The following is a 23,351-nucleotide window of genomic DNA, read 5'->3' as shown; positions in this document are numbered from 1 at the left end:
CGCGGTCTTCATACACGAATTTTCGCAGCGCACAATTTAATTGTGCAGCGCACCATGACGTTTACGTAAGGTAGCGCTACCTGCTTTTCACATACTCACCGGGCGCGTCGCCAATCGCTTCGAGCGCCCCCTCGCCCGGCAGCCGCGCACCGTCCGCCGCCACCGTCTCGGCACCAAGCGCGCGCAACCAGCCGACCCAATCCGGCCACCAGCTGCCCTTCGTCTCCGTCGCACCGGCAACGAAGTCGGCGAGCGTCGTGTGCGCCCCCGGATTGGTCCAGTATTGATACTTCCCCGCAGCCGGCGGATTGACCACACCCGCGATGTGCCCCGAGCCCGCGAGCACGAACTTCAGCGGCCCGACAAATAATTGCGTGAGTTTCCATACGCTTTCGGCCGGCGCGATATGATCCTCGCGCCCCGCCTGGACATAGCTTGGCGTTGCAACCTTGGTCAGGTCGATCGGCGTACCGTCCACCGTCATCGTGCCCGTCACCAGCAGATTGTCGCGGTACAGGTCGGTCAGATAGCTCAGATGCCATTTCGCGGGCAGGTTGGTGGTGTCGCCATTCCAGTGGAGCAGGTCGAACGGTACGTAATCCTGCCCCAGCAGGTAATTCTGCGTGACGTAATTCCAGATCAGGTCGCGCCCGCGCAACAGGTTGAACGTCGTCGCCATGTACCGCCCGTCGAGGAAGCCCTCGGGTGACAGCGACGCGACCATCTTCAACTGCTCGTCATCGATGAAATGCTGCAGTTCGCCAGCCTGCGCGAAATCGACCTGCGCGGTGAAGAACGTCGCGCTCGCGACCTTCGCGGCCTCACCCCGCGCCGCGAGCAGCGCCAGCGTCGCGGCCAGCGTCGTTCCCGCCACGCAATAGCCGATCGTGTGCACAGCCGGCACGTCGAGCGCCGCGCGGACCGTATCGATCGCATCGACCTGCGCGCCGACATAATCGTCCCAGACCACGTCCTTCATGCTGCCGTCGGCCGACTTCCACGACACCATGAACACGGTGATGCCTTGCTCCACCGCCCAGCGGATGAAGCTCTTCTCGGGCGTCAGGTCGAGGATGTAGAACCGGTTGATCCAGGGCGGGAAAATCACGAGCGGCGTAGCGAGCACCGTCTCGGTGGTCGGGCCGTACTGAATCAGTTCGTAGAGCGGCGTGCGTTTCACTACCTTGCCCGGCGTCATCGCCAGGTTGCGGCCGAGCTCGAACGCGCCGTCGGGCGTATGCGTCACCTGCCCGCGGGCAAGATCCGCCATCATGTTCTGGAGACCTTTGAGTAAATTCTCGCCGCGCGTCTCGATCGTCTTCTCGATCACCTGCGGGTTGGTCAGCGCGAAATTGGTCGGGCTCATCGCATCGACGAACCCCTTGGTCGCGAACCGCAATTGCTCCTTCTGCTTGGGGTCGAGCCCATCCACCGCCTCGACGCCGCGGAGCATGTGGTCGCCGATCAGCTCGTAACTCTGCCGGATCAGGTCGAACACCGGCTCGCGCCATTGCGGCGCCTTGAAGCGCTTGTCGGTGACCGGCGCGGCCTCGGGCGCCTTGGCGGGATCGAGAAACCGCTGCCACAACGTCAGGCTCTCGGCCCAGAAATCGCGCGCGCGTTCCAGCGTGGCGGGGTCGGTGAAGCCTGGAATCGCCGGGATCCCCTCGGGCTTGGCCTGCATCGCCGCGAGCCCCTGCTCCATCATCATCTGCTGCGCACGCCCCATCACCCACGTCCAATGCTGGAGATCGGGGAGGGTCGGCGTGGAGGCGTCGGGAGGAGTATCGGCCATGGCATCCTCTGCTTTTTCGGGAGCTTAACGCAGACGCCGGCTCGGCGGAAGCATGGTCACATAGACGATTGTTGGTCGCAGGAAACTCAACGATCCTCCCCCGCCAGGGGGAGGTGGCTGGCCCTTGCCAGACGGAGGGGGAGGACCCGGAGCAGAGGTTGCGCCTGCCTCCCCCTCCGTCACCTTCGGTGCCACCTCCCCCTTGCGGGGGAGGATCGAAAATGGAGCCCAGCCAGAATACCCCAGCTTTCGTCCCCGCGACGAATGAGGCGGATGACGCCCCCGCTCACCTGCGGTACAGCACCCGCTCCTCCAGCTAGAGGCTGATCATGTCCGAAGACTTCTACCGCATCAAACGCTTACCCCCCTATGTCATCGCCGAAGTGAACGCGATGCGGGCGGCGGCGCGCGCGGGCGGGGAGGACATCATCGATCTCGGCATGGGCAATCCCGATTTGCCGCCCCCCGAGCACGTCATCGAGAAGCTCGTCGAAGTCGCGCGCAAACCCAGCGCGCACGGCTATTCGCAGTCGAAGGGCATTCCCGGGCTTCGGAAAGCCCAGGCGAATTATTACGGCCGCCGCTTCGGCGTCGACGTCGATCCCGAGACCGAGGTCGTCGTGACGATGGGTTCGAAGGAAGGCCTTGCGAGTCTGGCCACCGCGATCACCGCGCCCGGCGACGTCGTGCTCGCGCCCAACCCGTCCTATCCGATCCACACCTTCGGCTTCATCATCGCCGGCGCGACGATCCGCGCGGTGCCGACCACGCCAGACGAGGCGTATTTCGAGAGCCTGGAGCGCGCGATGGCGTTCACCGTCCCCGCGCCGTCGGTGCTGGTGATGGGCTATCCGTCCAACCCCACCGCCGAAGTCGTCGACCTCGCCTTCTACGAGCGCGTCGTTGCGTTCGCCAAGAAGCACAAGCTGTGGGTGATCTCCGATCTCGCCTATTCGGAGCTGTATTTCGACGGCAAGCCGACCCCCTCGATCCTCCAGGTACCGGGCGCGAAGGACGTCGCGATCGAGTTCACCTCGCTCAGCAAGACCTATTCGATGGCGGGTTGGCGGATGGGCTTCGGGGTCGGCAACAAGACGCTGATCGCGGCGATGACGCGCGTGAAGTCGTACCTCGACTACGGCGCGTTCACGCCGATCCAGGCCGCCGCCTGTGCCGCACTCAACGGCCCGCAGGACATCGTCGAGCGCAACCGCCAGCTCTATCACAAGCGCCGCGACGTGCTGGTCGAGAGCTTCGGTCGCGCCGGCTGGGACATACCGAGCCCTCGCGCATCCATGTTCGCCTGGGCCCCGCTCCCGCCCGCGCTCGCGCACTTAGGTAGCCTTGAGTTCACCAAACAATTGCTGACTCACGCGCACGTCGCAGTGGCCCCAGGGGTTGGCTACGGCGAAAACGGCGAGGGCTATGTGAGGATCGCGATGGTCGAGAACGAACAGCGGCTCCGGCAGGCGGCGCGCAACGTGAAGAAATATCTCCAGTCGATGGGCGTCAACACGCCCGCGCGTGGCGCTGGCTAACCCGCCAGCGTGGATATCAATCCGTTATATTCGGTGGCCGGCGTGCTCGTCGGCCTCATCGTTGGGCTGACGGGTGTCGGTGGCGGGTCGCTGATGACGCCGCTTCTGGTGCTCGTCTTCGGCTTCCACCCCGCCACCGCGGTCGGCACCGACCTGCTCTACGCGTCGGCGACCAAGACGGTCGGCACGACGGTGCATGGCTGGCGCGGCACGGTCGACTGGCAGGTCGTGCGCCGGCTCGCGACCGGCAGCGTCCCCGCGGCGATCGCGACGTTGCTCGTGCTCAACCATCTCGGCGAGAAATCGTCCGACACCGGCCATGCGATCACCGTCGTGCTCGGCGTGACGCTGATCCTGTCGGCGGTCGCGACCTTCTTTCGCGGCAAGATCGTCGCGTGGCTGACCCCGCGGATCGGTACGGTCGGGGGCGAGCGCCAGGCGATGCTGACCATCCTGCTCGGCGCGGTCCTCGGCGTGCTCGTCTCGCTGACCTCGGTCGGCGCCGGCGCGCTGGGAATGACCGCGTTGTTGATCCTGTACCCAACGCTGCCGATCAACCGGCTGGTTGGCTCCGACATCGCCCACGCCGTGCCGCTGACGCTGCTCGGAGGGATCGGCCACTGGATCCTCGGCTCGGTCGACGTCGACCTGCTCGTGTCGCTGCTGATCGGTTCGATCCCCGGCATCATCGTCGGCAGCCTGATCGCGACGCGCGTCTCGGACCGCGTGCTGGTCCCGGTCCTCGCAACCGTGCTGGCGCTGGTTGGCGTGAAGCTGATCTTCTGACATGCGGCAATTTTGAAATGAGGCCGGGCTTCGCCTTCTCGACCAGGTTCCGCGTGCGCTATGCCGAGATCGACGGCCAGCGCATCGTCTTCAACTCGCGCTATCTCGAATATGCCGACGTCGCGGTCACCGAGTTCTGGGAATGGACCGGGATCGCGGAGGCTCTGCCGGACGTCTGGCCGACCACCGAGTTCAACGTGCGGCGGACGGAGATCGACTACCTAAAGCCGTTCCGCCTGGGAGATACGATCGAGGCGTTCGTGCGGATCGAGAAGCTCGGCACGACGAGCCTGACGAAGCGGTTCGAATTGGCGCATGCAGAGACGGGTGAACTGCACACGGTGATCACGATGGTCAGCGTGCACGTCGACCTGGAGACCGGCCGCCCGGTGGCCCTACCGGATGCGATCCGCACCGTGCTGGCGGAGTTGCCTAACTCCTGAACGATCGCCCTGCACATGGTGCCTCCCCGGCGTAGGCCGGGGCCCAGTTGGAAAGGTCGCGGTAACGACGCGCAACGCTTATCAGCGCCGTTCCCCAACTGGACCCCGGCCTCCGCCGGGGAGGTGCCTGTCGGCAAGTTAGCCGTCTCTTACTCCGCCGCCTCAGCCTTCACCTCATCCCCGGCCACCTCGCCGGGAAGCGCCCAGATCAGGTCGCCCTTCCCCAGCACGCGCCCGTCATGCGACCGCACCGACACCGGCTGCAACGGCCGCCGATCGCGCGCGTCGACCAGGATCGGGAACGCCGGCACGCACGTCTCCCACCGCTCGCCCCATTGCCGCAGCGCAATCATCGTCGGTAGCAGCGCGAAACCCTTGTCGGTCAGGCCGTAGGCGATTTTCCGCCGATCCTCCGGGATAGGTTGCCGCTCCAGGATCCCGTGCTCGACCAGCCGGGCCAGTCGGTTCGCCAGGATATTGCGCGCAATGCCCAGTTCCGACTGGAACTCCTCGAAATGGTGCAGGCCGTTGAACGACGCGCGCAGGATCAGGAACGACCAGCGCTCGCCCATCGCCTCCAGCGCGGCGGGCAGGCTGCATTCGAGCAGGGGTTCGCGCAATTTTCCCACGGCGTCTTCCTTATTGGACAGCAACGGTACCGCATAAATGACCGAAGCGAAATGCCTCGGATTCCAGTTGCAACTCAAAACGTATCGAGATAAGTAGCAATTAGAAACCTTTTAGGAGTCGACCGATGTCTCGCATCACTCGCGCCCTTCTGACCGCCGTTCCCGCTCTGGCGACGGGGTTCGCCGCACTGGTCGCGACACCGGCATCGGCGCAGACCCCGATCAATTATTACGTCGCCGTCCCCGCCGCCGCGCCCACCTCCACGCGGCTGATCACCAACGGCACGCCGTGGCGCTGGGAGAATGCGGCATTCGTCTCCAGCAAGGCGCCCCAGCGCGACGTGATCCTCTGCGCCGCGGTCGCCAAGCGCGTCGGGCCGCTCGCCAGTTTTACGGTCGCGGGCAAGGCCTATGACGCCGAAGCGCTGGCCGCGTGCAACAACCACGCGAAATAACGAGGATTTTGTTGCAAAAGGGCGCGGCCCGGCCCCATCTACGGTCCGTGCTGCGCCAATATGAACTGGTCGATCGCGTCCTCGACTACGATCCCGACGCCGACGAGGCGATGCTGAACCGCGCCTATGTCTTCTCCATGCAGGCGCATGGGAGCCAGAAGCGCGCGTCCGGCGACCCGTATTTCAGCCACCCGATCGAGGTAGCCGGAATCCTCACCGACCTCCATCTCGATGCCGAGACGATCGCCACCGCGATCCTCCACGACACGATCGAGGACACGGTCGCCACGCCCGAGGAGATCGAGCGGCTGTTCGGTGCCTCGGTCGCGCGCCTCGTCGATGGTGTGACGAAGCTCAGCAAGATCGAAGCGCAGACCGAAAACGAGCGCGCCGCCGAAAACCTGCGCAAATTCCTGCTTGCGATGTCCGACGACATCCGCGTGCTGCTGGTCAAGCTCGCCGACCGCCTCCACAACATGCGGACGCTGCATCACATCTCGAAGCCCGAGAAGCGCCGTCGCATCGCCAAGGAGACGATGGACATCTACGCGCCGCTCGCTGAGCGGATCGGCATGTACGAGTTCATGCGCGAGATGCAGTCGCTCGCGTTCGAACAGCTCGAGCCCGAAGCCTCCGAATCGATCAACCGCCGCCTTGAACAGCTCAAGCAGGGCGACGGCGACCGCATCGCCAAGATCGCGTCTGGGCTCAAGCTGGTGCTGTCGCGCGCCGGGGTCGAGGCGGAAATTTCGGGACGCGAGAAGCATCCCTATTCGATCTTCCGGAAGATGTCGGAGCGGCACATCAGCTTCGAACAGTTGTCCGACGTGATGGCGTTCCGCGCGATCGTGCCGACCGAAGAGGATTGCTACCGCGTGCTTGGGATCATCCACCAGCGCTGGCCGATGGTGCCGGGCCGGTTCAAGGATTACATCTCGACGCCCAAGCGCAACGGCTATCGCTCGCTGCACACGTCGGTGATCCACGCCGACAGCGCGCGGATCGAGATCCAGATCCGCACCGCCGACATGCACGCACAGGCCGAGTTCGGGCTGGCGGCGCACTGGGCCTACAAGCAGCAGATCAACGGCAGCGACCGCCAGGTCAGCTGGATCCGCGATCTCGTCGAGATCCTCGATACCGCCGAGAGCCCGGAAGAGCTGCTCGAACACACGCGGATGGCGATGTACACTGATCGCATCTTCGCGTTCACGCCGAAGGGCGAGCTGATCCAGTTGCCCAAGGGCGCGACCTCGATCGACTTCGCGTACGCGGTGCACACCGATCTCGGCGACCAGGCGGTCGGCGCGAAGGTCAACGGTCGCGTCGTGCCGCTGTCGACGGTGATCGAGAATGGCGACCAGGTTCAGATCCTGCGCTCGAAGGGCCAGTCGCCGCAGCCGCAATGGCTGAATGTCGCGACCACCGGCAAGGCGCTGGCCGCGATTCGCCGGCACCTGCGCCAGAAGGAGCGCGTCGAGCAGATCGCGCTCGGCCAGACCCTGTACGAGGATATCGTCACCCGCCTGCCCGCGCAGATCGGCACCGATGCACTCAGCCACGCGCTGAAACGGCTGAAGCTGCCCGACGATTCGTCGCTTATGGTCGCGATCGCGCGGCGGACGCTGTCCGATGCCGCGGTGATGGAGGCGCTGATGCCGGGCTCGGCCGGCGCGGACGTGACGCATGCACTCGCGCCGCAATCGAGCGCGATCTCGATCAAGGGCCTGACCCCCGGCGTTGCCTACGATTTGGCGACGTGCTGCCATCCGGTGCCGGGCGACCGCATCGTCGGGTTGCGCCGGCCCGATGCGGGGATCGAGGTCCACGCGATCGACTGCAAGGTTCTCGCCGAACTCGCCGAGCGATCGGAAAACGAGACCGACTGGGTCGACGTGGCCTGGGGCGACGAAACCGAGGGTGCGGTCGCGCGGATATCGGTGATGGTGAAGAACGAACCGGGCTCGCTCGGCATCGTCTCGACGATCATCGGCGGGCACAAGGCGAACATCATCAACCTGCGGCTCGATACGCGCGACAAGAGCTTCCACACCAACGAGATCGACGTCGAAGTGCACGACGTGCAGCAACTCATGCGGCTGATGGCGGGCCTCCGCGCGGCGGATGCGGTGCACACCGTGGAGCGGGTGTAGAAACATCCGACGATGACGGCGGGCGCGACGGACGCTAGACGGGACAGATGAACCGTCCGTCCCTTTCGATAGTCGTCCCCTGCTATAACGAGGCGGCGTGCCTCGACATATTGCACGCGCGCATTTCCGGCGCTGCCAAGGTCGCGGTCGGCGACGATTATGAGATCGTCCTGATCAACGACGGCTCACGCGACGACAGCTGGCCGGTGATGCAGCGCCTCGCCGCCGCCGATCCGCGGCTGGTCGCGATCAACCTCTCGCGCAACCACGGCCACCAGTTGGCGCTCACCGCGGGTCTCGACCTGTGCGCGGGTGAGCAGATCCTGATCATCGACGCGGATCTCCAGGATCCGCCCGAACTCCTGTCCGACATGCGCGCGGCGATGGCGGCAAGCCATGCCGACGTCGTCTATGCCGTCCGCCGCCAGCGCGCGGGCGAGACGGTGTTCAAGAAAGCCACCGCCGCCGCCTTCTATCGCCTGCTGACTCGGATGACCGAGACGCCGATCCCGCTCGACACCGGCGACTTCCGCCTGATGAGCCGGCGGGCGCTGGATGCGTTCCTGTCGCTTCCCGAACAGGCCCGCTTCATCCGCGGCATGGTCGCCTGGATCGGCTTCAAGCAGGTGCCCTTCCCGTATGATCGCGCCGAGCGGCTGGCGGGCGAGACGAACTACCCGCTGGCGAAGATGATCCGCCTCGCGTTCGACGCCGTCACAGGTTTCTCGACCGCGCCGTTGCGGTTCGCCAGCCATGCGGGGCTCGCGCTGACCGGCGTGTCGCTGCTGCTGTTCGTCTATATCGCGATTGGTTGGCTATCGGGGAGCGCGGTGCAGGGCTGGACCTCGACGATGCTCGTCACCGTGTTCCTCGGCGCGGTGCAGATGTTCGTGCTGGGGATGATCGGCGAGTATCTCGGGCGGCTGTATGTCGAGTCCAAGCGCCGGCCGCTGTACATCGTCGCGGATGTCGCGGGGCCGATCCAGGGGAAGGCTACCTTGGGGTTTCGTGCGGAGCCGGTCGACGTGGTGCGGTTGCCTGACAGCCCCCTTCCCAGCCGCACCGACTGACGAACACCCCTCACCCCGATTCTCGCACCACCCCGGCGAAGGCCGGGGCCCAATTGGAAAGTACGCAGTAACGAAGCGCAGGCTTCAGTTGGCGACGTCCCCCAATTGGGCCCCGGCCTTCGCCGGGGTGGTGGTTGCGTGGTGCTTGCTTGCCAATTCGGGGGGGTGCACCACGCCCCTATTCCGTTCGTGCCGAGTAGAGACCGAGTAGCTCCGTAAGGAGCGTATCGAGGGCTCGTATCGAGGTATGGGCCCCGCGCGCCAACCTATCCCTCGATACGCCATCTCGATACGTGGCTTCACCACTACTCGACGGCTACTCGGGACGAACGGAAGTAGGACGCGCAGGCCCCTTGTTCGTTACCGCGGCACCGCCAATGTCACGATCGAAACCCCCGGCGTCATCGGCACGCGTCCGACCAGATGCCGCTCCAGCCGGAAAATCTTCTCGAACAGCGCATTCACCAGCTTCGGCGGCGGTGAATCGTCGCTGTCGTCGCGTCCGGTCATCCGCCCGGCGATCCGCGCCGCCGCCGCCAGCGGGAACAGCAGCGAGTTGAAATAGCCGAGTTTCTCCGGCTTCAACCCGGCGGTCTCGATCGCTGCCTGCAACGTCGCCTTCGAATAGCGCCGATGGTGATGGTTCACCACGTCGTGCGCGCTCCACAGCCACGCATGCGCCGGCACCGCGATCAGGATCTTGCCACCGGGCGCGAGGCAATCCGCCATCGCCTTCAACGCCGCAACGTCGTCCTCGATATGCTCGACCACGTCGAGAACGGCGATCAGGTCGTAATGCTTCCGCGGTACGCCCGGCAGTTCGGGCAAGGGCGCCGCGCCGACCGGCTTCCCCAGCCGCTCGCTCGCGATCTCTCGCGCCGCCGGATCGATCTCGATCGCATCGATCTCGCCGAACTCGGCCAGCATCGGCAGGTTGTGGCCGGTGCCGCAGCCGATCTCGAGGATCTTCGCATCCTTCGGCAATGCGCCGTAGCGGGTCAGGTAATCGGCCAGGATGTCGCGGCGCGCGCGGTACCACCAGTGGGTGGAATCGTGGGCGGCCATCCGGTCGTAGACGATGCGGTCCATCAGTAAGTCGCCCAATTCATTGGAAGCATCAGTTGAAAACCCAGAAACGGTTGAGCACGAACGTCACGATCGCGGCAAGAAAGACGGCGGGGACCAGCGGGATCCATGGGTGCAGATGCAACAACGCCGTGCCGATCCACGTGATGACGGCGTTGAGACTCAGCCCCGCGGCCTGGACGATCACGAACTTGAAATGCCGCCCTGCCCCCGGTTCCTTGGCGTGCCCCTTGAAGCTCCAGCGGCTGTGCAGGAAGAACCCGACCACCACCGCGACCGCAAACGCGAACGGCACTGCGGCCACCGCCTGGCGTGGCGGGAAGACATACGCCGTCAGCGGCAGGTAGACGAGCGAATAGACGACGCTGGAAATACCGCCGGCGATGCCGAAGCGCACGAGCTGGCCGAGCACGCCGCTCGCCCGCATCTGCTCCATCTGTCGCCAAATCGCCTGCATGCCCGCCTTGTTCTTTACCCTCCGGCGATCGCGCCGGTGCCTTGTTCTTTACGGGCACCGCGATAGAGCGGCCGCGAAGACAAGCCCGCGCATCTAGAGCGCGTGCGGGCTGGAGGAAAGCGTTTTGGATCAGGCACCCCCCCCCGAGCAGTCGACGCCGCGGAACACGCTGCTCGACGAACTCGATCGGCACTGGATCAAGCTGACGCTGCTCGCCTGGGTGGCGGTGGCGGCGTGGTCGATGTTCGATCGCTGGGGCCAGATCCGCTGGCTGTCGCTCGGCGATACCGACGACAACATGCGGCTGATGCAGGTCCGCGCGTTGCTCGACGGCCAGGGCTGGTACGATCTACGCAACTACCGGATGAACCCGCCGGTCGGGTTCGACATCCACTGGAGCCGGATCGTCGACCTGCCGATCGCCGGGTTGATCCTGTTCTTCCGCCTGTTCACCAGCAACAGCTGGGCGGAGCGGCTCGCGTGCGGGATCGCACCGTTGCTGCCGCTGTCGATCGCGATGCTCGGCATCGGCGCGACCGTGCGGCGGTTGATCAGCCCCTATGCGTGGCCGCTGGCGATCGTGTTCCTCGTCGGCGCGGTCGGCACGATGCTGATGTTCATGCCCGAGCGGATCGATCATCACGGCTGGCAGCTGGCGATGCTGAGCCTCACGGTCGCGGGGCTCTGCGATCCGAACGGCCGCCGCGGTGGCGCGATGGTCGGTATCGCGAGCGCGGTGTCGCTGTCGATCGGGCTCGAACTGCTGCCCTATGCGGCGATGGCGGGGGCGATCATCGCGCTGCGCTGGGTGTGGGACCGGTCGGAAGCCGAGCGCCTGTCGATCTATGCGTTGACGCTCGGCGGCGGCAGCACGCTCGGGTTCGCGCTGTTCGCGTCGAATGCCAACCAGGCGATGCGGTGCGATGCGCTGACGCCCGTGTGGTTGAGCGTGATGATCGCGGCGGGGATGCTGCTGTTCCTGCTCGCGCGGTTCGGGCCGGCGTCGCGCGGGATGCGGCTGGCGCTGGCGGTCGCGGCCGGGGCGGCGATCGTCGTCGGGTTCGCGCTCGTCTTCCCGCAGTGCCTGGGCCGGCCCGAGGGTATCTCGCCCGAGCTGCAACGCAACTGGCTGGACAATGTCCGCGAGGCCAAACCGATCTACAAGCACAGCTTCCGGGTCGGCTTCTCGCTGGCGACGCTGCCGATCATCGGCCTGATCGGCGCGATCCTCGCGGCGTGGCGCGCGCGTCGCGACACCCGCGCGGTCGGTTGGGCGGCGGTCGCGCTGTTCACCGCGTTCGCCTGCGCGATGCTGTTGTGGCAGGTTCGTGCAGGCCCCGCCGCGCAGCTGCTGGCCGTTCCCGGCGCGACCGCGCTGGGCTGGCTGATCCTGCCACGACTGCTCGGCAACCGATCGATTGCCGTCCGCGTGCTGGGGACGGTGAGCGCGTTCCTGATCGTCTCCGGGTTGTTCGCCGGGATGGTGATCCGATACCTGCCGATCGACCGGCCGAAGCCCTATGAGAAGCGCGTCAATTCGGCGACCGGCAATTGCCTGCGCACGACCGTGCTGCTCGCTCTTAACAAATACCCCGCGCAGACCGTGTTCACCTTCGTCGACATGGGCCCCCGGCTGATCACGATCACGCATCACGACGCGATCGCGGGGCCGTACCACCGCAACGGCGATGCGATCCTCGACGTCCAGCACGCGTTCGGCGGCACCGCGGACCAGGCGCATGCGATCATCAAGCGCCACGGCGCGACGATGCTGCTGCTGTGCCCGAACGCGGCGGAATCGACCAACTACAAGGCGCGCAGCCCGAAGGGGTTCTATGCCGAGCTGGCGAAGAACGAGGTGCCGGCATGGCTGACGCCGCTACCGCTGCCCGCAAAGTCGCCGCTGCGACTGTTCAAGGTGGATTGAACCTCCGTCATCCCGGGTCGAGCCCGGGATGACGGACGGTCTTCAGCGCAGCACCACCGACAAGCCGTCGAGCACGAACTGCACCGCCAGCGCGGCCAGCAGCACGCCGAGCAACCGCGTGATCACCGCCTCGATCTTCGCGCCCAGGATCCGCATGATCGGCCCCGCCGCGAGCAGCGCTACCAGCGTCAGCAGCAGGATCGTCACCATCGCGGCCAGCACGACCGCCGAGCGCTCGATCCCGCTGTTGCGGCTCATCAACAGCATTACCGACGCGATCGAGCCCGGCCCTGCGATCATCGGCATCGCCATCGGGAAGATCGAGACGTCCTCGACCTCGGGATCGCTCGCGACCTTGGCGGCACGGTCCTCGCGGCGTTCGGTGCGCTTTTCGAACACCATTTCGAGCGCGATCAGGAACAGCATGATGCCGCCGGCGATGCGGAAGCTCGCCAGGCTGATCCCGAGGCCTTTCAGCAACGCCTCGCCGAACAGCGCGAACACGAACAGGATCGCCGCGGCGACTCCGACCGCACGCATCGCCATCGCGCGCTTCTGCAGCGTCGACGCGCCCGCCGACAGCCCGGCATAGATCGGCGCGCAGCCCGGCGGATCGATCACCACGAAGAAGGTGATCAGCGACGAGATATAGAGTTCGATCACAGGCCCGTCCGATCCAGCGCAGCCTCATCGATCGCGACGCCTTCGCGGCGCCCTGCGGAGACCAGAGTGTTGCGCAGCAGGCAGGCGATCGTCATCGGTCCGACGCCGCCCGGCACCGGCGTGATCGCGCCCGCGACCGCGACCGCACTCGCGAAATCGACGTCGCCGACGAGGCCGGCATCGGTCCGGTTGATACCGACGTCGATGACGGTCGCGCCGGGCTTCAGCCAGTCGCCCTCGATCATCTCGGGGATACCCACCGCCGCGACGACGATATCGGCGCGGCGGATATGCGCGGGGACATCCTTGGTACGGCTATGCACGACGGTCACGGTGCAGCTCTCGCGGAGCAGCAGTTGCGCCATCGGCTTGCCGACAATGTTCGAGCGACCGACGACCACCGCCTCGAGCCCGCTCAGGCTCGGCAGCACGCTCTTCAACAGCATCACGCAGCCGAGCGGCGTGCACGGCACGAACCCGGCCAAACCGGTCGCGAGTCGTCCCGCATTGATCGGATGAAAGCCGTCGACATCCTTGTCGGGATCGATCGCGGCAATGACCGCCTGCTCGTCGATGTGCCTGGGCAACGGCAACTGGACGAGGATCCCGTCGATCGTCGGATCGGCGTTCAGCGTCGCGACCAGCGCGAGCAGGTCTTCGGCCGGCACGTCGGCGGGCAGCCGGTGCTCGATGCTCTCCATCCCCGCCTCGCGCGTCGCCTTGCCCTTCGACCGGACATAGACGTTGGACGCGGGATCCTCGCCGACCAGCACCACGGCAAGGCCGGGCACACGGCCCGCCTCGGCGCGAAAGGCGGTGACGCCGTCTGCGATACGGGCCCGGAGGCCGGCGGCGAAGGCCTTGCCGTCGATGATGGTCGCGCTCATGCCCGCGGCCATAGAGCGCGGACGCGATTTCCGCCAGCACAGCGACGTCGCTTGCGACTCGACGATGATCGACCGCCTACACCCCCATCGACATCCCCGACAGGTGCGTCGCCGGTCCTAGCGCTGGGCGGTGACGATCGCCTTCTGCGCGGACGCGAACGGCACGGGATCACCGCCACGATCGTAGAACGCCATCATCAGAACCCCTGCTGCGAGGATCACGCCGGTGATCGCGTAGATCAGGGGTTTACGGTCCCTGGTATGATCCCTGGGCGCAACATCGATGCGGTTTGCCATTCATCACTCTCCGAAGTCCGGCAGGTCGTCCTGCTCTGATGTCGAGGCTAACAGCTTTCATCGCACTGCATAGGGGCTATCGCGATCCGACCGTCGCCGACGGATCCGTCGACGATACGCCACCGTTGGACGGGTAGCGTCTGGCCGCCGCGCCTGCTTTTCCGTTAGCATCGCCGCATGATCTTGATCGCAATCGCGTTGGCGCAGGCTTCGGCACCGTTCGGTGGCGAATTTCCTGTGGAAGCTCTCGATATCTGCGCGGCCAACCGTGCGTTGAGCGGCAAGGAGCTGGACAAGGCGCTGCGCGACGCCGCCAGGCAACGCGGATGGACCGATGTCGAGACGGCCATGCTGATCCAGGGATGCGCCTCCTATGCGGAGGGCATGGAGGAGGGTCGCAAGAGCGTCGAGGCACGGATCAAGGCCGAACAACGCCAGAAGCAGATGGCCCGGCAGCAGCAGCTGAACCAGCAGCAATGACATAGCCGCGACCTGCGGGTCCCCGTTCTCCCATGATGCGTTCTCGCACCCCGCGTTCTCCCAAGACGCGACCGCGACACGTCAGCCCTTCCACTCCGCCAGCGCATCGTCGTAGCGCTGCTTCTCGTCTTCTACCGCCGCCCGCGCCTTTTCCACGGCCCTGTCCCGCGATCGCTCCAGCTCGCGGCGTTCGCGCGCCAACGCCGCCTCGCGATCGGCGATCTTCCGCAACGTGCGGCGAAACTCGGATTCGCACGCCTCGAACGCTTCCTCAGCGGCCTCCAGCGCACGCCGGCTCGGTTTGGGCTTGGGTTTGGGTTTCGGAGCCGCCGCTGGAGTTGGCGTTGGAGCCACCTTCGCCCGCGAGCGCCGTGGTCCACCCTCATCCTCGTCGGCGACCTCAGTCTTGCGCGCCGTCGCCGGGGCACGCGCCGGCAGTGCCGCGATCTGTTCGGCGGTCGTGCCGCGCGATCGCTTGATCACCACGCCGGGCGACGCCAGCGGTTCGGCGGACAGATCCGCATCGGTCACCAGTTCGGCGATCCCGCGCGCGAACAGGTCGTGGTCGCTGCCCCACGCCGCCAGCGCGGCCTTCTGGCTCGGCGCCGCGACATAGGCGTCGTGGAAGCCCGCCGCCGTCCGATATACCTTCAGCTTGCCCGCGCGTGCCATGCATCATGGCTAGCGTGGCCATTTCCGTGGCGCCACCCCATTACGTCTCACGGCAAACCTCCCTATAAGCGCCTCATGTGGCTTGCGATCCTCCTGTCCGCGCTGGCGATGACCGCGATCGTCGGCGTCCGCTATCTCATCGTCTCGGGCGCGTTCGCCGCCGCGACGCGCGCGCGGCATCCCGGCCTGTACCGCGGGCTCGACAGCCAGATGCGGCGAGAGATCGGCTGGAGCATCGCCTCGGCCGCGATCTACGGCGTGCCCGCGGGCATCCTCGCCTGGGGCTGGCAGAATCGCGGCTGGACGCAGGTCTATGCCGACGTCCACGCCTACCCGCTCTGGTACCTGCCGGTCTCGGTGCTGCTCTATCTCTTCGCGCACGATACCTGGTTCTACTGGACTCACCGCTGGATGCACTGGCCACGGCCGTTCAAGCTCGCGCATGCGGTCCATCACGCCAGCCGCCCGCCGACGGCTTGGGCGGCGATGGCGTTCCACCCGATCGAGGCGATCACCGGCGCTGTGATAATTCCGCTACTGGTGCTCCTGATTCCGATCCATGTCGGCGCACTCGGTTTGGTCCTGACCATAATGACGGTTATGGGAGTGACCAATCACATGGGATGGGAGATATTCCCCAGGTTCATGTGGCGGGGAGCATTGGGGGGATGGCTGATAACGGCCAGCCACCATCAGCGACATCATGAACAATACGGATGCAATTATGGGCTATATTTCCGAGTCTGGGACCGGCTCTGCGGCACCGACCGAGGCCTTGGCGATTTCGCCAAATCGCATGCCAAGGCGCGCGCGAAAGCCGCAGCTGGTGGCGGCGGCCGCGATCGCGTGGGCGATGCTGGCAGCGACGGCGCCGGTCACGCGGCTTGACGTAGAGGTCGACAATCTCCGCTCGGCAAAGGGCATGATCCGGATCTGCCTGACCGCCGATCCCGACAATTTCCCCGCCTGCGTCGACGATGCCAACGCGCTGACGCGTTCGATCCCGGCCAGCGTCCACACCACCAGCTTCCCCGGCCTGCCGCAGCGCGGCTATGCGCTCGCGATCATCCACGACGAGAACAGCAACGCGAAGCTCGATACGATCGCGGGCATCCCGCGCGAGGGCTATGGCTTCTCGCGCAATGCCGCGGTGCGGTTCGGTCCGCCGCGCTTTTCCGCCGCCCGGTTCATGCTGGCGGGTGATGCCGAATTGCAACAGGTGAAAATGCGTTACATCTTCTGACCGATCGTGACGGACCGAAAACGGTTTTACCGCGTTTGGCCGTGGAACCTTTTTGTCCGGAGCATTTCCTTGCGCGCATTCACTCTCTTCACGTCTGCCGCAACCGCGGCGCTCGCCATCGCCACGCCGGCTTTTGCCCAGACCGATCCCAACCCGTCGCCGACGATCACCGACCCTCGCGACAACAACCGTATCACCATTGCGCTCGGCGCGGTGTCGATGCCCGACTACGAGGGTGCGGACAGCAATTCCTTCACCCCCGCCGGCGCCATCGTCGGCTCGGTGCGCGGGCATGACTTCTTCCTCCGCGGTACGCAGCTCTATTTCAACCTGATCCCGAACACGGGTGAAGTCGGCATCAACTACGAGATCGGTGTCATCGGTGGCGTCCGTCGCGATCGCACCGGCGATATCGACAACCGCCAGGTCCGTGCACTCGGCAAGATCGATACCGCGTACGAGCTCGGCGGCTATGTCGGCATCGGCAAGACCGGCGTCATCACCAGCGACTACGACACGATCACCGCGCGCGTCGCGTACGTTCACGACGTCTCGGGCACCTATGACAGCTACGTCATCACCCCGCAGGTGAACTACACCACGCCGCTGTCGGTCCGTACGCTCGTCTCGCTCGGCGTGTCGGCGGATTACGCCGGCAAGGGCTTCGGTCGCACCTACGCGGCCGTGACGCCGATCGGCTCGCTGAACAGCGGCCTGCGCACCTACGACGTCAACGACAGCGGCTTCCGTCGCGCGAACGCCTCGCTGTTCGTCGTGCAGAGCCTGTCGGGCGACCTGCGTCACGGCTTCGGCGTCGGTGCCGGCGTGCTCTACGGTCGCATGCTCGGCAAGTACAAGAACACCCCGATCGTCGCCGACGTCGGCGATGCGGACCAGTGGCTCTATGCCCTTGGATTGACCTACACTTTCTGATCTGAATTATTTTTTCGGCAGGTCTTGAAACCCTGCATCTAAAAGCCGTCTGCAGTCGTTACTCGACGCGGACGGCTTTTTTTATGTCCGTAACAGAGCGGCTTACGAATGAGTTCCGGTAAACGGGACCGGTCGGAGACTGGAATGTTGCGCCATCGCCGCAGACGATTTCGACGTCCGAAACAACAAGGGGAGGACCCTGAATATGACCGAGAGCGTGCACCTGATCGAAGCCCTCGATGCCCGCGTGGAGCGGCGCAACGACCGACGTGATTTCTTCAAGAACGCACTGGGCGCAGCCGCCATCACCGCCGCCGGTGCGACCGCGCTGTCGATGTCCAGCGCCGCCGCCGCGCAGTCGGTCAGCGAAGCCGACATCCTGAACTTCGCGCTCAACCTCGAATATCTCGAGGCGCAGTTCTACTCCTACGCCGCCTACGGCACCGGCCTCGACAACGCGCTGCTCACCGGCACCGGTACGCAGGGTGCGGTTCGTGGCGGCCGTCGCGTCAACTTCACCGATCCGATCGTCGCACAATATGCGCGTGAGATCGCCCAGGACGAGATCGCGCACGTTCGCTTCCTGCGCACCGCGCTCGGCACCTCCGCCGTCTCGCAGCCGGTGATCGACGTCAGCGTCTCGCCGAGCAGCGCCTTCTCGGTCGCCGCACAGGCTGCAGGGCTTGTCCCCGCCGGCACCGCGTTCGATCCCTATGCCACCGACGAGGCGTTCCTGCTCGGCGCGTTCATCTTCGAAGACGTCGGCGTGACCGCGTACAAGGGTGCAGCGCGCTTCCTCAGCACCCCCGCGACGCTCGAGGCCGCTGCCGGCCTGCTCGCGGTCGAGGCGTATCACGCCGCGATCGTCCGCACGACGCTGTACGGCAAGGGTATCGACACCCCGTCGCTGCGGACTTCGGCCGACGCCATTTCGCGTGCGCGCGACAGCCTCGACGGCGGCGGTGCCAACACGACGATCTTCGGCACGAACGATATCGATCAGGGCATCTCGTCGTATCAGGCAACGCCGATCAACCTTTCGGCCACGCAGGCGGCCGTCACCGTGTCGAACATCGTTCCCCTCGACGCGGACGGTGTCGCCTACAGCCGCTCGGCCAGCCAGGTGCTCAACATCGTGTACCTCAACGGCGGCGCCGCATCGGCAGGCGGTTTCTACCCGTCGGGCATGAACGGCAACATCAGGACGAGCGTGGCGGCAGGCTGATCCGCCAGCCTAGCCCATAGCCCGATCTTACGCCTTCATCGATATTCAGGGGATTCACCCAATGACCGATATCAATACCAAGCTGGAAGTATTCGACGCGATCGCCAGCCGTCGCAACGAACGTCGTAGCTTCCTCCGCTTCGCCGGCGGTTCCGCGCTCGCCATCGGTGGCGCCTCGCTGTTGTCGGCATGCGGCAGCGACGACGAGGATCTTGCTCCTACGCCAACCCCCGGCCCGACGCCGACCCCGGCATTGAACGACGCCGACGTGCTCAACTTCGCGCTCAACCTCGAATATCTCGAGGCGCAGTTCTATGCGTTCGCGGCATTCGGCGTCGGCCTCAACGCCAGCCTGCTGACCGGTACCGGTACGCAGGGCGCGGTCACTGGCGGCGCGCAGGTGCCGTTCCAAGATGCCGTGGTGCGTGAATACGCCCGCGAGATCGCGATCGACGAAGTCGCGCACGTCGCGTTCCTGCGTCGCGCGCTCGGCAACGCCGCCGTCGCACAGCCCGCGATCAACATCTCGGGCGGTACCGCAGCAGCACCAGGCGCCTTCACTGCGGCGGCGCGTGCGGCCGGCGTCATCCCGGCAACCGGCGTGTTCAATCCCTATGCGGACGACAACAGCTTCCTGCTCGGCGCGTTCATCTTCGAGGACGTCGGCGTCTCGGCCTACAAGGGCGCAGCACCGCTGATCTCTAACCCGACCTATCTCGAGGCGGCAGCGGGCATCCTCGCGGCAGAGGCCTACCATGCCGGTCTCGTCCGCACGGTCCTCTACCGCAAGGGTCTCGACGTCCGGAACCCGACCCCGGCGCTGATCACCGGTGCGAACCAGATCAGCAACGCCCGCGACAGCCTCGATGGCGCAAGCGATATCGATCAGGGCATCACCGGTACCGATGCGACGGTCTCGAACATCGTGCCGACCGATGCCAACGGCCTCGCCTACAGCCGCTCGACCGGCCAGGTGCTCAACATCGTCTATCTCAACAGCGCGGCCGTCGCGATGGGCGGGTTCTTCCCGGCCGGCGTCAACGGCAACATCCGGACCAGCGCCGCGAGCGCATGAGGCCCATCGCCGATTGAACATGAAACCATGGCCGCGGCGAATACAGGGATCGCCGCGGCCCTTGTTTGGGGAATGACCATGACCAACTTCACGAAGCTCATCATGCTCGCCGGCCTTGCCGCTGCGGGCATTTTTGCCGTTCCGGCCGCCGCGCAGGACATGACCACCGACGAAGATCGTAATCCGTTCTCGGGCGTCTATATCGGTGCGGCCGGTGGCTACGACGTCCAGCCCAACGACATCGGCTCGTCGATCCTGTTCGACCGTAACGGCGACGGCAATTTCAACGACAGCGTCAACACGATCCGCGGCGCCAACGCGTTCTCGCCGGGCTTCTGCAACGGTTCCGCTCGCACCGCGGTGCCCGCCTATGGCTGCCGCAACGACGACGACGGCTGGTCGTATTACGGCCGTGCAGGCTTCGACGTGCAGCGCGGTCCGTTCGTGGTCGGCATCGTCGGCGAATTCGGCAAGTCCGAGATCACCGACAGCGTCGCCGCCTTCTCGACCACGCCCGCCAGCTACACGATGGCGCGCAAGCTGAAGTGGGAAGGGTCGGCCCGCCTTCGCGCCGGTCTCGCCGCCAACAAGACCTTGTTCTACGCCACCGGCGGCGCCGGCTATGCCAAGATCGACAACCTGTTCTTCACCACCAACACCGCCAACGCGTTCGCGGCCACCGGCTCGAACAAGCGCTGGGGCTATGTCGGCGGCGGCGGCATCGAGCAGAAGCTGACCAAGAACATCTCGATCGGCATGGAATACACCTACCACCAGTACAAGGACGACGACGCCCGCGTCTTGGTCACCGCCGGCACCGCGCTCGCCGGCAGCCCGGTCCTGCTCGCGAACAACCCGTTCGTCCTCGCCCCCAACACCGCGGGCACCACCTTCCGCCGCAGCGACGACCAGTTCCGCTGGCACTCGCTGCGCGGCACGGTGTCGTTTAGGTTCTGAGGCGAAGGGCGGCCTGCACCAAGCTGGTGTAGGACTCGCCCAAGCCCGGCCAGCGCAGCAAAGCACGCCACAAGGCGTAGCTTAGCTACGACTGACGGCGCGCGGAGTGACAGAAAAGGCCGTTGCCCCGAACCGGGCAGCGGCCTTTTCTCGTCAAAGGACCCCACCCCAACAAACAAACACCACCCCGGCGAAGGCCGGGGCCCAGTTGGAAAGGTGGAAATAATGGAGGACCGCCGATCGTTACCGCCGTCCCCCAACTGGGCCCCGGCCTCCGCCGGGGTGGTGAACTCTCGATCGGCAGGATGCCCAACCGAATCCCAGGCGCAATCGCCTCGTCCCCGCACACCCCGCACCCCCAAATTCCCCATTGCACCCCACCTTAACCCCCCTATGCTCACCCCACCCCGGGGGAGCGCTTATCCGCGCTTGAGAGGAAGGCAGGAGCCTTCGACCCGCTGAACCTGATCCGGTTGATACCGGCGGAGGGAGGGAGCGGTCGCCACAGAACCGCGATCCTTGCTCCGAGACCCGTAGGAGCAAGCGCATGGCCGATTACGAAGCACGCACCGAAAAGCCCGCAGCAACCGCAGACATCGGCGTAACCACCGGCCCGATCCGAGGCTCGCGCAAAATCCACGTAGCCGTCCCGACCAGCCCCGACGTCCGCGTCGCCATGCGCGAGATCGTCCTCGACCCAAGCTGCTCCGAACCCCCGCTACGCGTCTACGACACCAGCGGCCCCTACACCGACCCCCGCGCGCAAATCGACATCAACGCCGGCCTCCCCCAACTCCGCCGCGCCTGGATCGAAGCTAGAGGCGACGTGGAATCCTACGAAGCCCGAGAACTCCGCCCCGAAGACAACGGCCAGCTCGGCCCCGACCGCTCCGGCGGCGTCCCCCAGTTCCCCGCCACCATCAAACGCCCCCTCCGCGCGCGCGCCGGCGCAAACGTCAGCCAGATGCACTACGCCCGCCGCGGCATCATCACCCCAGAAATGGAATACGTCGCCACCCGAGAAAACCTCGGCCGCGCCATGCTCAAAGACTACGTTCGAGACGGCGAATCCTTCGGCGCAAGCATCCCCGACTACGTAACCCCAGAATTCGTCCGCGACGAGATCGCCCGCGGCCGCGCGATCATCCCCAACAACATCAACCACCCCGAATCCGAACCGATGGCGATCGGCCGCAACTTCCTCGTCAAGATCAACGCCAACATCGGCAACTCCGCGGTCGCCAGCAACGTCGCCGCCGAAGTCGACAAGCTCGTCTGGTCGATCCGCTGGGGCGCCGACACGGTGATGGACCTCAGCACCGGTCGCAACATCCACGACACCCGCGAATGGATCCTCCGCAACTCGCCGGTCCCGATCGGCACCGTCCCCATCTACCAGGCGCTCGAAAAGGTCGGCGGCGTCGCCGAGGACCTCACCTGGGAGATCTTCCGCGACACGCTCATCGAGCAGGCCGAACAGGGCGTCGATTACTTCACGATCCACGCCGGCGTGCGGCTGGCGTACATCCCGATGACCGCGAAACGCGTCACCGGCATCGTCTCGCGCGGCGGCTCGATCATGGCGAAATGGTGCCTCAGCCACCACAAGGAGAGCTTCCTCTACGAGCGCTTCGACGAGATCACCGAGATCATGAAGGCGTACGACATCGCCTACAGCCTCGGCGACGGCCTGCGCCCGGGCAGCATCGCCGACGCCAACGACGAAGCCCAGTTCAGCGAACTCTACACGCTAGGCGAACTTACGCATCGAGCATGGAAGAGCGACGTCCAGGTCATGATCGAAGGCCCCGGCCACGTGCCGATGCACAAGATCAAGGAGAACATGGACAAGCAACTCGAAGTCTGCGGCGAAGCCCCCTTCTACACGCTAGGGCCACTCACCACCGACATAGCCCCCGGCTACGACCACATTACGAGTGGTATCGGCGCCGCAATGATCGGCTGGTACGGCACCGCGATGCTCTGCTACGTCACGCCGAAGGAGCATCTAGGCCTCCCCGACCGCGACGACGTCAAGGTCGGCGTCGTAACCTACAAACTAGCCGCCCACGCCGCCGACCTGGCGAAAGGCCACCCCGCCGCCCAGATGCGCGACGACGCCCTGTCCCGCGCGCGCTTCGAGTTCCGCTGGAGAGACCAGTTCAACCTCTCCCTCGACCCCGACACCGCCGAGCAATACCACGACCAGACGTTGCCAGCCGAAGGTGCCAAGACCGCCCACTTCTGCTCGATGTGCGGCCCGAAGTTCTGTTCGATGAAGATCACGCAAGAAGTCCGAGACTTCGCGGCGAAGCAGAACGCGCCGGCGGATACGTTTCTGGCCGCAGACGTCGATCAGACCGACACAGACCGAGCGATTTTCGCCAAGGGCAGCCATGCCGATGCGGAAAAGGGCATGGCCGACATGAGCGAGCGCTTCCGCGAAAAGGGCAGCGAAATCTACCTGCCAGCGGAGTGACCCATGCGGGGCGCCGAGCTTAAGACCCGGCGTCCCGGTCATAGCGATCATGCCCCCTTAAAGCCGCGTTGCGCAAAACGGTCCGCCATCGAACTGGACAT

The 23,351-nt window shown here is 65.7% G+C and carries 23 protein-coding genes and 1 riboswitch; of the genes, 15 read left to right on the top strand and 8 right to left on the bottom strand.

Annotation, left to right across the window (positions count from 1 at the left end):
- Positions 1-76: 76 nt before the first annotated feature.
- Entirely contained in the window at positions 77-1,795 is a 1,719-nt protein-coding gene (locus C8J45_RS16345) for an alpha/beta hydrolase (RefSeq protein ID WP_107964187.1), read from the bottom strand.
- Between the two features lie 329 nt (positions 1,796-2,124).
- Between C8J45_RS16345 and C8J45_RS16340 the strand changes: the two genes are divergently transcribed.
- The 3 genes from C8J45_RS16340 to C8J45_RS16330 are packed head-to-tail and all read left to right on the top strand — an operon-like array spanning position 2,125 to position 4,562.
- Positions 2,125-3,333 carry an LL-diaminopimelate aminotransferase gene (locus C8J45_RS16340; RefSeq protein ID WP_093398371.1) on the top strand — a complete coding sequence of 403 codons (1,209 nt, stop codon included), beginning with the start codon at positions 2,125-2,127 and terminating at the stop codon, positions 3,331-3,333.
- Between the two features lie 9 nt (positions 3,334-3,342).
- Complete coding sequence (locus C8J45_RS16335) at positions 3,343-4,119, top strand: sulfite exporter TauE/SafE family protein (protein WP_107964186.1); 777 nt, start codon at positions 3,343-3,345, stop codon at positions 4,117-4,119.
- A gap of 17 nt (positions 4,120-4,136) precedes the next feature.
- Positions 4,137-4,562 (top strand): thioesterase family protein, encoded by a 426-nt coding sequence (locus C8J45_RS16330; RefSeq protein WP_107964185.1) that lies wholly within the window; start codon positions 4,137-4,139, stop codon positions 4,560-4,562.
- Positions 4,563-4,711: 149 nt separating this feature from the next.
- Here C8J45_RS16330 and C8J45_RS16325 read toward each other — a convergent pair whose 3' ends face one another.
- The gene (locus C8J45_RS16325; RefSeq protein ID WP_107964221.1) at positions 4,712-5,134 is read right to left on the bottom strand and encodes a helix-turn-helix domain-containing protein; all 423 of its coding nucleotides are present in this window, start codon (positions 5,132-5,134) and stop codon (positions 4,712-4,714) included.
- A gap of 182 nt (positions 5,135-5,316) precedes the next feature.
- Between C8J45_RS16325 and C8J45_RS16320 the strand changes: the two genes are divergently transcribed.
- Genes C8J45_RS16320 through C8J45_RS16310 form a run of 3 tightly spaced genes read left to right on the top strand, consistent with a single transcriptional unit; the run spans position 5,317 to position 8,869 of the window.
- Positions 5,317-5,646, top strand: coding sequence for a hypothetical protein (locus tag C8J45_RS16320; protein ID WP_107964184.1), 330 nt, complete (start codon positions 5,317-5,319; stop codon positions 5,644-5,646).
- Positions 5,647-5,693: 47 nt separating this feature from the next.
- On the top strand, positions 5,694-7,799 hold the full coding sequence (locus tag C8J45_RS16315) for a bifunctional (p)ppGpp synthetase/guanosine-3',5'-bis(diphosphate) 3'-pyrophosphohydrolase (protein ID WP_107964183.1): 2,106 nt from the start codon (positions 5,694-5,696) through the stop codon (positions 7,797-7,799).
- Between the two features lie 47 nt (positions 7,800-7,846).
- A complete protein-coding gene (locus tag C8J45_RS16310; RefSeq protein WP_107964182.1) occupies positions 7,847-8,869 on the top strand; it encodes a glycosyltransferase family 2 protein in 1,023 nt (340 codons plus the stop codon).
- A gap of 360 nt (positions 8,870-9,229) precedes the next feature.
- On the opposite strand, the gene C8J45_RS16305 is transcribed toward C8J45_RS16310, so the two are convergent.
- Positions 9,230-9,958 (bottom strand): bifunctional 2-polyprenyl-6-hydroxyphenol methylase/3-demethylubiquinol 3-O-methyltransferase UbiG, encoded by a 729-nt coding sequence (locus tag C8J45_RS16305; protein ID WP_107964181.1) that lies wholly within the window; start codon positions 9,956-9,958, stop codon positions 9,230-9,232.
- Positions 9,959-9,986: 28 nt separating this feature from the next.
- Positions 9,987-10,412, bottom strand: coding sequence for a GtrA family protein (locus C8J45_RS16300; protein WP_181321246.1), 426 nt, complete (start codon positions 10,410-10,412; stop codon positions 9,987-9,989).
- A 124-nt stretch (positions 10,413-10,536) separates the two neighbouring features.
- Here C8J45_RS16300 and C8J45_RS16295 point away from each other — a divergent pair, with 124 nt between their 5' ends.
- Positions 10,537-12,339 carry a hypothetical protein gene (locus C8J45_RS16295; RefSeq protein WP_107964180.1) on the top strand — a complete coding sequence of 601 codons (1,803 nt, stop codon included), beginning with the start codon at positions 10,537-10,539 and terminating at the stop codon, positions 12,337-12,339.
- Positions 12,340-12,381: 42 nt separating this feature from the next.
- Here the strand turns inward: C8J45_RS16295 and C8J45_RS16290 are convergent, their stop codons facing one another.
- The 3 genes from C8J45_RS16290 to C8J45_RS16280 all read right to left on the bottom strand — a co-directional run bounded on the left by C8J45_RS16290 (position 12,382) and on the right by C8J45_RS16280 (position 14,186).
- Positions 12,382-13,002 carry a MarC family protein gene (locus C8J45_RS16290; RefSeq protein WP_107964179.1) on the bottom strand — a complete coding sequence of 207 codons (621 nt, stop codon included), beginning with the start codon at positions 13,000-13,002 and terminating at the stop codon, positions 12,382-12,384.
- Positions 12,999-13,889, bottom strand: coding sequence for a bifunctional methylenetetrahydrofolate dehydrogenase/methenyltetrahydrofolate cyclohydrolase FolD (gene folD, locus C8J45_RS16285; protein WP_107964219.1), 891 nt, complete (start codon positions 13,887-13,889; stop codon positions 12,999-13,001). The genes C8J45_RS16290 and folD overlap by 4 nt, the downstream gene beginning before the upstream one ends.
- 117 nt (positions 13,890-14,006) lie before the next feature.
- Positions 14,007-14,186 carry a hypothetical protein gene (locus tag C8J45_RS16280; RefSeq protein WP_107964178.1) on the bottom strand — a complete coding sequence of 60 codons (180 nt, stop codon included), beginning with the start codon at positions 14,184-14,186 and terminating at the stop codon, positions 14,007-14,009.
- A gap of 177 nt (positions 14,187-14,363) precedes the next feature.
- Between C8J45_RS16280 and C8J45_RS16275 the strand changes: the two genes are divergently transcribed.
- On the top strand, positions 14,364-14,666 hold the full coding sequence (locus C8J45_RS16275; protein WP_107964177.1) for a hypothetical protein: 303 nt from the start codon (positions 14,364-14,366) through the stop codon (positions 14,664-14,666).
- An 81-nt stretch (positions 14,667-14,747) separates the two neighbouring features.
- On the opposite strand, the gene C8J45_RS16270 is transcribed toward C8J45_RS16275, so the two are convergent.
- Positions 14,748-15,338 (bottom strand): hypothetical protein, encoded by a 591-nt coding sequence (locus C8J45_RS16270; RefSeq protein ID WP_107964176.1) that lies wholly within the window; start codon positions 15,336-15,338, stop codon positions 14,748-14,750.
- Positions 15,339-15,413: 75 nt separating this feature from the next.
- Here C8J45_RS16270 and C8J45_RS16265 point away from each other — a divergent pair, with 75 nt between their 5' ends.
- The 7 genes from C8J45_RS16265 (at position 15,414) to thiC (ending at position 23,250) form a co-directional block, all read left to right on the top strand.
- The gene (locus tag C8J45_RS16265) at positions 15,414-16,226 is read left to right on the top strand and encodes a sterol desaturase family protein (RefSeq protein WP_107964175.1); all 813 of its coding nucleotides are present in this window, start codon (positions 15,414-15,416) and stop codon (positions 16,224-16,226) included.
- Complete coding sequence (locus C8J45_RS16260; protein WP_107964218.1) at positions 16,192-16,581, top strand: DUF2141 domain-containing protein; 390 nt, start codon at positions 16,192-16,194, stop codon at positions 16,579-16,581. Before C8J45_RS16265 ends, C8J45_RS16260 begins: the two co-directional genes overlap by 35 nt.
- Before the next feature lie 69 nt (positions 16,582-16,650).
- The gene (locus C8J45_RS16255) at positions 16,651-17,514 is read left to right on the top strand and encodes a MipA/OmpV family protein (protein ID WP_107964174.1); all 864 of its coding nucleotides are present in this window, start codon (positions 16,651-16,653) and stop codon (positions 17,512-17,514) included.
- Positions 17,515-17,719: 205 nt separating this feature from the next.
- Positions 17,720-18,739: a ferritin-like domain-containing protein gene (locus C8J45_RS16250; protein WP_107964173.1), complete on the top strand. Its 1,020-nt coding sequence runs from the start codon at positions 17,720-17,722 to the stop codon at positions 18,737-18,739.
- A gap of 61 nt (positions 18,740-18,800) precedes the next feature.
- A complete protein-coding gene (locus tag C8J45_RS16245) occupies positions 18,801-19,814 on the top strand; it encodes a ferritin-like domain-containing protein (RefSeq protein WP_107964172.1) in 1,014 nt (337 codons plus the stop codon).
- Between the two features lie 78 nt (positions 19,815-19,892).
- Entirely contained in the window at positions 19,893-20,771 is an 879-nt protein-coding gene (locus C8J45_RS16240; RefSeq protein ID WP_107964217.1) for an outer membrane protein, read from the top strand.
- A 398-nt stretch (positions 20,772-21,169) separates the two neighbouring features.
- Positions 21,170-21,279, top strand: a riboswitch (TPP riboswitch).
- A 39-nt stretch (positions 21,280-21,318) separates the two neighbouring features.
- The gene (gene thiC / locus C8J45_RS16235) at positions 21,319-23,250 is read left to right on the top strand and encodes a phosphomethylpyrimidine synthase ThiC (protein WP_107964171.1); all 1,932 of its coding nucleotides are present in this window, start codon (positions 21,319-21,321) and stop codon (positions 23,248-23,250) included.
- Positions 23,251-23,351 lie beyond the last annotated feature (101 nt).

It is taken from the genome of Sphingomonas sp. PP-CE-3G-477 (assembly GCF_003050745.1).
GTDB lineage: Bacteria > Pseudomonadota > Alphaproteobacteria > Sphingomonadales > Sphingomonadaceae > Sphingomonas.
This window is presented reverse-complemented; position numbering and strand designations above follow the sequence as displayed.